Raw genomic sequence first — 12,446 nt, 5'->3', positions numbered from 1 at the left:
CTAGGCACCGGCCGCCTGCGCGGTGGGGGACAATCGCCACATGACCAGCTCCGTGCCCTCAGTCCCCACCTCCCGGCCCGCGCTTGACGGCGGCGTGCGCCGACCCGCGCCCCACGAGCTGCTGGGGCTGACCAGTCCCGCCTACGGCGGCGACTACAACCCCGAGCAGTGGGACGAGGCCACCTTCGCCGAGGACCTCGAACTCATGGCCGAGGCCGGCGTCAACCTGGTCTCCTTAGGGATCTTCTCCTGGGCGCGCCTCGAGCCGCGCGAGGGCTCCTACGAGCTCGACTGGCTGGTGGAGATCGTGGGCCGCCTCCACGACGCCGGCATCGCCGTCGATCTGGCCACCGCCACCGCCTCCCCGCCCGCCTGGATGGCGACCGACCACCCCGAGTCCCTGCCGATGAGCGCCGACGGCGTGCGCCTGGGCTTCGGCTCGCGCCAGCAGTACTGCCCCAGCTCGACCGTCTACCGGGAGCGCTCCGCCGCCCTGGCCGAAGTGCTGGCCGAGCGTCTGGGCGACCACCCCGGCGTCGTCATGTGGCACATCGGCAACGAGTACGGCTGCCACACCGCCGAATGCTTCTGCCCCGCCTGCGCCCGGGCCTTCCGGGCCTGGCTGACGGACCGCTACGGCGACGTCGAGCGCCTCAACGCCGCCTGGGGCACCGACTTCTGGTCCCAGCGCTACACGAGCCTGGAGCAGGTCTGCCCGCCCGCGGCCATGCCCACCTTCCACAATCCTGCCCAGCTCCTGGACTGGAGGCGCTTCAGCGACCACCAGCTGCGCAGCCTCATGGAGGCCGAGGCCCGCATCCTGCGCGCGCACTCGAGCCTGCCGGTGACCACCAACTTCATGGGCGACTTCCCGGCCACCGACTACTGGCGCTGGGCTGAGTCACTCGACATCATCTCCGACGACTCCTACCCCGACCCCGCCGATGCGGCCGCCGCCCATGAGGTCGCCTGGGCGGGAGACCTCATGCGCGGCCTGGCTGACGGGCGTCCCTGGATCCTCATGGAGCAGGCGCCCGGCGCCGTCCAGTGGCGCCGCCGCAACTCGCCCAAGCGCCCTGGCCAGTTCCTCCTGTGGTCCCTGGCGCGCGTGGCCCACGGCGCCGACGGCGTCCTGCAGTTCCAGTGGCGCCAGTCGCGCCAGGGCGCTGAGACCTTCCATTCCGGCATGGTCCCCCACGCCGGGCGCGCCGGCCGCACCTGGGACGAGGTCGTGGCCACCGGTCGGGCGCTGAAGCGGCTCGGGCCGGTCCTGGGCGAGCCGGTGCGCGCCGAGGCGGCCGTCGTCCTGGACTGGGATAGCCAGTGGGCCCTGAGCTCGACCATCGGTCCGGTCGAGCCGGGGGAGCGCTTCGAGGCGGCCCGCGCCTGGCACCGCAGTCTGTGGGAGGCCGGGATCGCCACCGACATCGTCCCCGTGCGTGCTGACCTGGCCGGATACCGCCTCATCGTCGTTCCCGAGGTCTTCATCGACTACCCTGAACTGGCCCGGAACCTGGAGGGGGCCGCCGCCGCGGGCGCCCAGGTCGTCGTGGCCGGCCCCACCGGGGTCGTCGACACCGATGCCGGAGCGGTCCTGGGCGGCTACCTCGGGTCATTGCGGCCCCTGCTCGGGGTGAGGGTCACCGACCACGCCGCCCTCAGCGGGCCGGTGGGCCAGGACGACTCGCGAGGGGCGCTCGTCAACCGCGTCAGCCGTGCCGTCGGAACACCCGCCGCCGAGACCTGGATGGGGTTGGAGGCGGTCGGCGAACCGCTTCGCCGCGTTCTGGACCAGATGGGCACCCCGGCCCCCGACCTGCGCGCCGGCGGCTGGGCCGAGGAGGTCCGCATCGATGAGGCCCCTGGCGGCGTCGAAGCAGGTCAGGGCCAAGAACCGGTCGAGGTGGTGGCGGTTTTCGACGGCCGCGGCGGGGGAGCGGACCTGGCCGGGCGCCCCGCCATCACCCGGCGCCCGGTGAGAGGCCCGGGGGCGGCCTGGTACGTGGCCGCCGACCTCGACGCCGTCGGCCGGGCCGCTCTGCTGAGACTGGTGTGCGCACACGCCCGAATCCGTCCCGTGGTCGCCGATCTGCCCGACGGCGTCGAGGCCCAGCGGCGCGGGGAGATCCTCTTCCTGCTCAACCACGGCGATCGGGCCGCCGAGGTGGCCGGGATCGTGGGCACCGACCTGATCAGCGGCGAGGCCTGCACGGGCCATGTGGTCCTGGCCCCGCGCTCGGCGCTCGTGGTGCGCTCGAGGAAACTCGGATGATGCTTATGGGGAGGTCTTTCCGTTTTCCGGAAGTACGCGCAGTGGCATGCTGATATCGCTGGAGCCATCCGGGTTCGGCTATCTTCTGATTCCCCGAAAGAGCGTCCCATGTCCATGTCCTCATCCTTCTCGCCGTCGTCTTCGCCGTCCTTCGACCCGCAGGTCGCCTCTTCCGGAGGCGGGATGGGGATCGGGGGCGCAGAGGCTCTTCCGCCCTCGGCTCCGGGTCCCGCCGAGGCCGGCTCGTCGTCTCCCGAGCCCCGGCGCACCAGGGCGTTCCGGGCGGGTGTCGTCATGGTGATCCTGGCCTGCGCACTTCTGGGCGGGGGGACGTACGCCCTTCTCGCCTCGATCCGCGTTTTCGACGTGGTGTTCCAAGGAGCGGGACTGATCAGCTGGCCGTCGGTCATGGTGGTGGCCGCCGGTGCCATCCTGGCCTTCGTCGCATTCGTCGTCTCAGTCGTCGCAGTGGTCAGAGCCCGTCCCAAGACCTTGGCGGCCCTGCTCGTCCTGGCGTCCCTTGTTCTTCCTGCGGCTGCGATGGCCGCCGGCGGTCATTACGGCACCTCGGCGCTGAAGGACCACACGATGAATCAGGCTCTGGAGTACGCGGGCAAGGTTGAGCCCGAGCAGGTGGACGAGGTCCTCGGCAGGGTCGAGGGCATGGGGCTCTCGATTCCCTGGCGCGAGGAGATCGTCGAGACCATCCGCTCGGCCAAGGACGTCGTACCCTGACGGCGGAGTGGCGTGCGGACCGGGAGTTGTGAGGTTCTCGGCGTGGCCGTGGGCTCCTCGTGCTGGAGGCGACGGTGGCGTAGCCTCGTGGTCGTAGAGACCCAATCGATACTCTCTGGCAAGGAGCCTCATCGTGTCCCGTCCCCTCTCTCGCGGACCGCAGTTCGACGACGCCGCCGAGGCGGAACCGGCCGTTGACCGCGCACGGCCCACCGAGCGGATCGATCTTGCTCAGGTCGAGGCCCAGGCGGGAGCCACGGAGGCGATCGCCATGCCGCCGGGAGGTGAGGGCTGGGGCTACTTGCCGCCGTCGACGTCGACGCCGCAGCTGGCTGCCTCGCCCGACCAGCGCAGCCAGTACACCCAAGTCCTCCAGCCCGCGCCCGCCGCGCCGAGGACGATGGCCATGCCCATGCAAACGGTCTACCCCGAGCCGGCCCCACCAGTGCAGCCCGTCTACGCCAGTCCTGAGCCCGCTCCGCCCGCCTCCCGGGCGCCGGAGCAGGAGACCTGGCGCGAGCCGGAGCCCGTGCGGCCCGCGGCGCTTCCCCGACCGCCCGAGCGCCGTCGCACGGCCGCGCTCCCCGTGGGGACCATCATGGTGCTGGCGGCCTCCGGACTACTGGGGTGGGGGACGTACACGCTGCTGGCCACCCTCCATGTCTTCGAGATCCTCTCGAGCCAGTCATGGACCCCGAATTGGACCGCGATCGGCGCGATGGGCGGCGGGGCGCTCCTGGCCTTCATCGCCTTCTTCGTCTCCTGCGCAGCCCTGGTGCGGGCCAAGCCGAAGAGCCCCGCGTTTCTCCTTCTGCTGGCGGCGTTGTTCCTGCCGGCAGCCGCGACAGCCGCGGGCGTCTACTACGGGGCGGGCGTGCTCAAGGACCAGACGGTGGCCGAGGCCGAGAACTTCGCCGGCCAACTCAAGGTTGGCAACATCGATCAGCTGCTCAACAACCTGCAGACGGGAGTCTCCTTCCCCGGGCGCGAGGACATCATCAGCATCCTCAACACGGTCAAGGACAAGGCGGCCCAGCAGAATGGAGGCCCGCAGGACGGCGCCGACCAGCAGGGGGACCAGTCCGGCGGATCCGACCAGGAGGGCGACGGGCAACAGGATGACGAAAGTCAGGGTGACGGAGAACCGGCCGGAGGGGGAGATAGTCAGTAGACCGCTCAAGGGGCGCCGCAGCATCCCGCCGGCGATCTGCTCGTTGCGGTGCTCCGAACGATCGGATGTTAAGACCAGGTCATGAAACAGGTGTGCGGCTAGTTTCGATGGGGTAGAACTATCCTGTTCGATTCCCTATCGAAGGCAGCCCTGTGTCTAACAACAGTTTTCCACCTGATCCCTCCCTCGGCACCGGTGGTGCCCAGGCCCCGGGGGAAGCCGGTGCACCATCGGCCTCCGAGGGCGCACCTGTTCCCCCGCCCCCGATGACATCGGGTCCTGAGACCGGCAGCTTCCCCGCGATCCCGGTGCCGCCCCCGCCGGGGGCCGGTGCTCCGGAAACGCCTGTTGCTGCTCCTGCGCCGCAGCCGGAGCCTGCTCCCGCGCCGGCGCCGCAGCCTGCGCCTGCGCCGCCCTCCCCCGCAGCCGCCACCGTTCCGGCGCCCGAAGTCGGGCCCGCCCCGCAGGCTGCGGGAATGGCGCCGCCTACGGCGTCGGCGCCCCAGATGCAGGCGGGTGCCGCTCAGGCTGCGCCGTCCTCGGCGATGGGGCAGACTTTCACCGCCTGGTTCGCCGCCCCGGGCCTGACCTCCACCGCCCTGACGCTCGCGGTTGTGCTCGGTTCGGCGGCAGTCAGCGCGATCCTGACACTCGTGGCGATGACGACTATGGATACGTCGGACACCTTCCCGACGACTTTCTCCACGTTGCCCCTGCTCATGGGCTGGAGCCTGGGCGGGCAGTTCGTCCTGACCGGGTCGACCTCTTACGAGACCGTGGTGCTGACCTTTGGCATTCTCCCCATGGGGGCGCTGACCGCCGCCGGGATCGGGGTGTACTGGCTGGCGCGCCGCCGGGCCTCGGTCGATGGATCTGCGGCGCCGCTCGTGCCGATGCTGGCGCGAGCCGGGGCGGAGGCCTTCGCCGTGGCGCTGTTGGCCTGCCTGGTCACGGCTCCCTTCTCCTTGAGTACCAAGATGATGGGGCTGTCGAATGTTTCGGTCTCCTCCTCGCCCCTTATGACGATCCTCCTGGTGACCGTCGTGGTCTTCGTCGCTCTGGTGATAGCCCGCAGCAAGGGGCAGCTGCTCGAGCGGATGCCGAGCCCGGTGGTGCAGGTCGGCCGCGAGCTGGGCGCACTGGGCGTGGCGATCGGCGTCGTCCTCGGGATCTTCGTCATCATCGCCTACATCGGGGTGGCCCTGAGTCGCGGGTGGGGCTTCGCCTCGATCCTCCTGCTGCCGGTCTTCCTGCCGAACCTGGTGCTCGCCGCTCTCGGTCTGGGCTCCCTGGGCGGTATGACCTCGGACACCGATCGGGCCATGGAACTGGCCACCGTCATGCCGTCCCTGAGCAGCCAGCAGAAAGGCGATGCCTATGCCTGGGCCTGGCTCGGCAGCTGGTCGATCCTGCTGTTCGTGGCCATGATCATCGTCATCGCGGCGGCGGCGGTGCGCGTGGGCGTCAGCCGTGCCCGCACCGGGCAGCCCCAGGGGCAGCGGATCTGGCAGCTTCCACTCGTGGCCCTGTGGGTGCGATCGTCTTCTACGGCCCGCTCCCGCTCCGGTTCTCCGGCACTGACACGCCGCTACGTTCCTCGAGCACCGAGGCCGCACGCGAGCTCTACCTCGGTATTCAGCCGAACGTCTTGACCTTCATCGCGTTTGGGATCGTGGTGGTGCTCATCTCGGGCTTGGCGGAGTTCCTGCCCATGTGGCTCTACTCCGCTTTCCCCGCGGCGCTGCCGCTGGTCGCAGGGAAGAAGGCCAGCGCGGCCTGGCTGGCCGGCACCTCGGGCAGCCAGCCGGGGACGACGTCGGCCCAGCAGTGGGTCTACGGCACCGACCCGGTCACGGGGGGCAGTATCGCCACGGACACGGCCACCGGCGCTGTCTTCTCGATGGACGCGGACACCGGCCAGTGGGTGGAGACCACGCCCGCCTCCCAGGCCCCGGCCCCCGCTGCCGACGGCGCAGCCCCGGCGGCAGCGGCGGGCGCCCTGCCCGAGCCCGCCCCGATGGATGCGGCCTCCCGTCGCAAGGTCACCCGGGTTGTGATCGCGGGGGGCGTCGTGGTGGCGCTGGTGGTTGCGGGCGTCGTGGCTCTCAACCTCGTCAACGGCATGCGCAGCCCGGACAAGGTGGTCGAGAGCTATCTTTCGCTCCTGTCGGAGGGGAAGGCGACCGAGGCCACCAAGATGGTGGACCCCGGCGTGCCCAACGACCAGCGCAAGCTGCTGACCGATGAGGCCCTGGGTGCCGCCAAGTCGAGGATCAAGGTCACCAAGATCGACGAGCCCACGATCTCCGGTGACGCGGCGACGGTCCGGGCCCAGCTGTCTCTGGACGGCAAGGCCTTCACCTACACCTTCAATGCAACGAAGAGCTCCGGATCCTTCGGGTTGGAGAGCTGGAAGGTGAACAACGCACTGGTTATGCTCGTCCACTTCAGCGCCAAGCCGCTCTCCTCGCTCAAGGTGGGTGGCACCACGCTCGATCTGCCTGACACGGAGGATTCGACGACGTCGAAGGAGGAGGTGAAGTCGCAGTACGTCTACCCGGCCACCTACCCGTTGGCGGCGCCGGACTCCATGGGCAAGTACCTGGAGCTCCAGGACACGTCGTTCACTGTCACCACGCCTGCGGATGACGGCAGTCGCGGGATCTCGAAGTCGCCAGACCAGGATATGCGGGTGAAAGCCAAGCCCACCGACGAGCTGAGCAAGAAAGCTCTGGAGAAGGTCAAGGAGCAGACGAAGACCTGCACGACGGTTCCTAACAATGAGGATAAGCCGTGTCCCTACGAGACTTCCGAGAGCATGGCGTCGATGTCCGTTGACAAGGACGCCACGAAGGTGGAGTTCTCCAAGGATAGTGAGAGCATGTCCTTCGATTCCGACGAGATCAATATCTCCGGGACGCCCAAGCCGTCGACCTTCGAGAAGAACCCCACTTCCCGGAAGGCGAAGTTCAAGTTCTCCGGGAAGGTCGAGTGGTCGAAGGACTCTGAGGAGCCCACCATCAAGATTGAGTCCTCCGGCGGCGTCTACTAGGACGGCAGGCCGGTGCTGGCCGCTGGGGCGGCACCGGCCAGGAGGACGTATTCGCGGCGCGTCGCCTCAGGCGGTCACCTTCAGGGTGGATCCGCCTGAGGCGACGCGCCGCACTGCGATGTGTTCGGCGATCTGGTCGCGTAGCTCGGCCACGTGGGAGACGATGCCGACGGTGCGCCCGCCGGCGCGCAGGTGGTCGATCTGGGCCATGACCGCCTGGAGGGTGTCGGCGTCCAGGGTGCCGAAGCCCTCGTCGATGAAGAGGGTTTCTAGGCTCACGCCCCCGGACTCGGCCGAGACGACGTCGGCCAGGGCGAGTGCTAGTGACAAGGAGACGTAGAAGGTCTCCCCGCCCGAGAGGGTCCGGGGGTCGCGGGTGCGCTCGTGACCGAGGTGGTCGACGACGGCCAGGCCCAGCCCTTTGCGGCGCCTGTACCGGCTGGTCTCCTCGGCGACGCGGATGAGCTCGTAGCGTCCGGAGGACATCTGGGACAGGCGCTCGTTGGCGAAGACGAGGACCTCCTCGAAGCGGGCTTGCAGCACCCAGGTGGCCAGGGGCGTGCCGGCCTCGTTCTCCCCGCGGGCGAGGTTCGCCACCCGGATGAGGTCGGCACTGGAGCCGGCCGCCTCCTCATAGGCGGTGGCCGCCTGCTCAACGCCGTCAACGGCCCGGCGCAGATGCTCGTGGGACTCGGCGGTGCGTGCCTGGAGGGAGGCGGCCTGCCTCGCGGCGGCGTCCGCCCGGGCGAGCTCAGCGGCGGCATCCTCGAGGTGGTCCTCCTCCTGGCCGCTCAAGGCGGCGATCTCCGGGTCCTCCAGCCCCATACGGACCCGCTCCCGGGCGGTGGTCGCGGCGCGCACGGTTGTAGACAGGGCCTCGACAGCGCCGCGCTCCATGAGGGCCGCCGTTGCCTGAGCCGCGCTGGTGAAACCCTCCTCCTCCAGCGCCGCGGCTAGGTCGGCCAGGGCACTGCGGGCCTGGGCCAGGGCGGTGTGGGCAGTGTCGACGTCCTCGGAGGCGTCCTCGGCCTCCTTGGCTCGCACGAGGAGCGCGGCGGCGCGGGCGGTGACGCTCGGCCAGGACCCGCGCGCCTCGAGGCAGTGCTGCTGGTCCTGGGCCAGGGTCTCGCGCTCGGCCTCCAGACGGCTGCGTGTCGATTCCTGGGCCGAGCGGGCGGCATCGAGTGCGGTGCGCTCCTGCTCGGAGTCGGCATCGAAGGCCTCGAGCCGCTCGACCAGCTCGTCGACGCCGTCGGCTGCGGCCTGAGCCGTGGTCAGGGCGGTGGTGGCCGCTTCCAGCGCGGTCTTGGCGGCGGGGGCGTCCATGCCGTCACTGGTGCGCTGGGCCTCCTGAAGCCGGGTGGCACAGGTGTCTCGCTCCCGGACGGCTCCGCTGAGCGCCTCGTCGGCCTGCCGTTGGTGCTCCTCGGTGGCCTCGACCTGTTGGCGGGTGGCGCCCTCGGCGTCTGCGGAGGCGGGGGAGGGGTGCGTGGGTGAGCCGCACACGGGGCAGGGCTCGCCCTCGGTGAGCTCGCCGGCCAGCGCTCCGGCGGTCCCGGAGATCCAGGCCAGGCGGGTGGCGCGAACTCGTTCGGTCGCCTCCCGCGCAAGCGTTGCCGCCTGAGTGCAGGCAGCGTCCTGCTGGGTCAATTGGGCGCTGAGCTGCTCGACGGCGAGGGCGGCGCGGTGGCGCTCCTCGGCCCGGGCACGGCGGTCCTGAAGGCCGTCCAGGCGCTCGCGGGCTGCCTGCGCCGCCTCCAGCTTCTCCACTAGGGCGGTGCGCTGCGCGGGGCGCTCGGCGAGCTTCTCCGCGCGCTGCTCCAGCTGGGTTGCGGCGCGCTGCAGCTCCGCCTCCCTCTGCTGCAAGGCGCTTTCGCGCTCGGGGAGGCCGGCCTCGAGGTCGACGAGGGCTTCGAGCTGCCCGTGCTCGCGACGGCAGTGGTGCGCCAGGTCGTCGAGGCCGCGGGTGCTCAATGCCTCGGCGTGAGCCGTTTTGGATACGTTGGCCGCCACGGACGTCTCAGATGCCTCGCCGTCGTCGTCTCGCATGGCGGGGATGCCCGGCTCTACGGGTTCCGGCGCGACCACTGCCGGTTCGGTGCCGCCCGGTTCATCATCGAGCGCGGCGAGTTGGCGCTGTGCTTCACGGACCAGAGGGTCGACGAGAGCGGCGGGCGTCACCGCGGCACCATGACTGTCAGTGTCGCTGCCGGTGGCCTCCTCCGCGCTGCCGGCACTGGTGACTCCGGCCTGCTCGGCCAGGTGGGCCAGCCCGCTCTGGTCGGCGCGAGCGGCCAGAGCGGCGACGGCCTGCTGGGCGCGGCCGCGGGCTGCCTGCTCGGCGGTCAGGTACGGCCGCACCCGGGCGGCGCGCTCGGCGTCCCGGAGGCGCTCGGCGTCGGCGGCGTCCTGCTCGGCGCGCTCGGCCAACCGCTGAGTCTCCTCGACCAGCGCCCGGCGTCGCGCCAGGAGGTCGTGGAGCTTCTGGGCCTCCTCACGGGCGGCCTGAGCTCGGGTGAGGGCCTTCCCCGCGGTCTCGGCCCGAGCATCGGCCTGCCGGGCGCCGCCGCGCGAGGCCTCCAGCACCTCGGCCCCGACTCGGCGAAGAGCCACCAGGTCCGGGGTGGCGCCCGCCATCGCCGCCTCCAAGGCCTGGGCCGGCGTTGGAGCCGGGCCGGCGTCGGCCTCCTGAGGCTCTGCGCGGTCGGCGTCTTCCATGGGCAGCGGCAGCGCCTCCTGGGTCCCTCCGGACGGGGCCTGCAGCGACGAGTTGTCCGGTGAAGAGTCCTCCGAGTGAACCGCCTGATCGGCGTCGTCGGTCTCCTCGTCGGCATCTGCGGTATCAGTGGGGGAGGGGGCCTCGGTGAGGAGGGGGTGTCGTCCCAGGGAGGTGACCTGCCCTCGCAGGTCGGCTGCGGCCTGCTCGACCCGCCGGGCCCCGTCCCGGGAGGCCTGGATGAGGGCGTCCTGGATGGCGTCGTAGATGCCGGTGCCGAAGACGTCCTTGAGGAGGTGCTGGCGCTCGGAGGAGTCGGCGCGCAGGAACCGGGCGAACTTGCCCTGCGGCAGGACGACCGTCTGCGTGAACTGCTCCCGGCTTAAGCCCACGGCGCGCGTGATCTCCGCGTCGGCGTCGCCCACGCGGGTGACGGGCTCATCGAGCGGCTCCCCGCCGACCTCGGCCAGGTGCCAGAGCTTGACGGTGCCGTTCTGGGTGGTGGTGCCTTGCCCGCGCCGCTTGGCCCGCTCGTAGGTGGGGGTGCGGCGCACCCGGTAGACGCCGGCGCCGGTTGAGAAGACGAGCTCGATGACGCTCTCGGTGTGCGGGCCCACGAGGGTGGAGCGGATGCGCTCCTTGGAGGAGTCGGCCGAGTCGGCCACGTCCCCGTAGAGGGCGAAGACGATCGCGTCGATGATGGTGGTCTTGCCCGAGCCCGTGGGGCCGGTGAGCAGGAAGCGGCCGGAGGCGCCCACCGCGTCGAAGTCGATGTGCTCCCGCCCCGCGTAGGGGCCGATACCGGTCATGGTCAGGGAGTGGATCCTCATCGCTCGCTCCTCGCGCCCGCCAGGGCTGACTCGTAGGCGCTGCGCAGGACGCCGCGCTCGGAGGGTTGCGGGGCGCGCCCGCAGACGTCGTCGAAGAAGTCCTCGGTGATGCGCAGCGGGTCGGCCGCGGCGGTGACGGCGATGCGCTCGCGGGCGGTGCGCGTGGGGGCCTCGTGCTGGAAGGCCAGGAGGCTGGGGAAACGCTCCTTGAGGGTGGCCAGGGCGCCGGGTGGCCGCTCGCCCTGGAGGATGACGCGCACCCAGGCGCCGGTGGCGTCGTCGAAGGCGGGGGAGAGGAGCTCGGGCATGGTGCCGGTCAGGGTGCGCACCTGGTGCAGGACCGGGGTGGGGATGCGATCCAGCCCGGTGACGCCGTCGGCGTCCAGGTCCAGCAGGACGGAGGACTTGGTGGCCGAGTTGCGGGCGCCTTCGGCCTCGTCGAAGGAGAAGGGCAGGGGTGAGCCGGAGTAGACCAGGCGCGGGCCGATGGGCCGGGTGAGCTCCTGGGGCCGGTGCAGGTGGCCGAGGGCCACGTAGTCCAGGCCGCCGCTGCGCTCGGCCAGGGGCGAGCCGCCCAGGGTGGTGAAGACGCCGGAGGGCACGGAGTCGACGCCGCCGACGCGAATGTCCCGCTCGGACTCGCACGCCTCGCCGCCGACGACGAAGGCGTGGGCCATGAGCAGGCTCGGCAGGCGCCGGGTGCGGCCGGCGCGCAGGCGGTCCAGGTCCGCGGCCACGAGGCGCAGGGCGGCGGAGACGACCGCCTCGTGGGAGCGGGGCAGGCGTGGGCGCTCTGGTTGAACGGGCTGAGAGGAGGCGTCCCCGCTCTCGGCCTGGTCTTCCCCTGCTGCGTGCTTCGCGGGGGTCTCCTCGCCGAGACGTTCGGCGAGCAGAAGCGGGAGGATCTCGCGAGCGGCGTCGGGGTCGAGGTAGGGCAGGGCGTGGACGATGGCGGCTTCGTTGCCGTCGGCGTCGGGAAGGATGATGCCGCGGTCGAGGCCGGCGGTGCGGGCCCGGATGATGAGGCCCTCGCGCATGAGGTCGGCGGCGAAGCCGAGGCGGCGGGCGGAGTCGTGGTTGCCGGGGGTCAGGACCACCCGGGTGCGCTCGGTCAGGCGGCACAGGGTCTCATCGAGGAGGGCGACGGCGTCGTTGGGCGGGACGGCGCGGTCGTAGACGTCCCCGGCGACGAGCACGGCATCGACTGCTTCGGCGCTGACGAGCTCGACGAGGTGGTCGGCGAAGGCGGCGTGCGCGTCATCGAGCACGCGCCCGTGGAAGGTGCGCCCCAGGTGCCAGTCGGAGGTGTGGAGGATCCGCATGCCGACACTGTCTCACAGCCCACCGACATCAATGACGGCGGCTTGTGGCGGTCAGTCGCCTGTCTTCTGGTCCGGGGCGCCCTCGGTGCTGTCCTGCTCGTCCTCTGAGCCCGACAGCGTCTCGAAGAGTTTCTCCGCATCCTCGATTCTTCCTGCGGCGCGATAGGCCTCGGCGAGGTTGCTGAGGGAGGCGAGAGTGTCGGGGTGGTGGGGTCCCAGGATGTGGGTGCGGTCTTCGAGGGTCTGCTCATACAGGGTGATGGCTTCGTCGAGCCTGCCGGCTGCCTGGTAGGCGTTGGCGAGGTTGTTGCGTGAGGTGAGGGTGTCGGGGTGGTTGGGGCCCAGGAT

The 12,446-nt window shown here is 71.0% G+C and carries 7 protein-coding genes; 4 read left to right on the top strand and 3 right to left on the bottom strand.

Features of this window, described 5'->3' with window-relative positions:
* The first annotated feature begins 40 nt into the window (after window positions 1-40).
* The 4 genes from FK256_RS06655 (at window position 41) to FK256_RS14580 (ending at window position 7,230) form a co-directional block, all read left to right on the top strand.
* Entirely contained in the window at window positions 41-2,272 is a 2,232-nt protein-coding gene (locus FK256_RS06655) for a beta-galactosidase (RefSeq protein ID WP_244936237.1), read from the top strand.
* 108 nt (window positions 2,273-2,380) lie between these two features.
* On the top strand, window positions 2,381-3,007 hold the full coding sequence (locus FK256_RS06650; protein WP_244936235.1) for a hypothetical protein: 627 nt from the start codon (window positions 2,381-2,383) through the stop codon (window positions 3,005-3,007).
* Window positions 3,008-3,140: 133 nt separating this feature from the next.
* The gene (locus tag FK256_RS06645; protein ID WP_141424188.1) at window positions 3,141-4,178 is read left to right on the top strand and encodes a hypothetical protein; all 1,038 of its coding nucleotides are present in this window, start codon (window positions 3,141-3,143) and stop codon (window positions 4,176-4,178) included.
* 1,528 nt (window positions 4,179-5,706) lie between these two features.
* Window positions 5,707-7,230, top strand: a complete 1,524-nt coding sequence (locus FK256_RS14580; RefSeq protein ID WP_244936233.1) for a hypothetical protein — start codon at window positions 5,707-5,709, stop codon at window positions 7,228-7,230.
* 66 nt (window positions 7,231-7,296) lie between these two features.
* Here FK256_RS14580 and FK256_RS06630 read toward each other — a convergent pair whose 3' ends face one another.
* The 3 genes from FK256_RS06630 to FK256_RS06620 all read right to left on the bottom strand — a co-directional run.
* The gene (locus FK256_RS06630; protein WP_141424187.1) at window positions 7,297-10,776 is read right to left on the bottom strand and encodes an AAA family ATPase; all 3,480 of its coding nucleotides are present in this window, start codon (window positions 10,774-10,776) and stop codon (window positions 7,297-7,299) included.
* A complete protein-coding gene (locus FK256_RS06625) occupies window positions 10,773-12,098 on the bottom strand; it encodes a metallophosphoesterase family protein (RefSeq protein WP_141424186.1) in 1,326 nt (441 codons plus the stop codon). Before FK256_RS06625 ends, FK256_RS06630 begins: the two co-directional genes overlap by 4 nt.
* A gap of 51 nt (window positions 12,099-12,149) precedes the next feature.
* A partial coding sequence (locus tag FK256_RS06620) for a tetratricopeptide repeat protein (RefSeq protein WP_141424185.1) occupies window positions 12,150-12,446 on the bottom strand: 297 nt, incomplete at its 5' end.

Source organism: Actinomyces johnsonii, assembly GCF_006546835.1.
GTDB classification, from domain to species: domain Bacteria; phylum Actinomycetota; class Actinomycetes; order Actinomycetales; family Actinomycetaceae; genus Actinomyces; species Actinomyces johnsonii.
The sequence above is the reverse complement of the archived record's forward strand: the minus strand, read 5'-3'. Positions and strand labels throughout refer to the sequence as shown.

Coding starts and splice junctions, on each gene's coding strand:
- FK256_RS06655 (WP_244936237.1), top strand. CDS start 41: ATGACCAGCTCCGTGCCCTCAGTCCCCACCTCCCGGCCCGCGCTTGAC.
- FK256_RS06650 (WP_244936235.1), top strand. CDS start 2,381: ATGTCCATGTCCTCATCCTTCTCGCCGTCGTCTTCGCCGTCCTTCGAC.
- FK256_RS06630 (WP_141424187.1), bottom strand. CDS start 10,776: ATGAGGATCCACTCCCTGACCATGACCGGTATCGGCCCCTACGCGGGG.
- FK256_RS06625 (WP_141424186.1), bottom strand. CDS start 12,098: ATGCGGATCCTCCACACCTCCGACTGGCACCTGGGGCGCACCTTCCAC.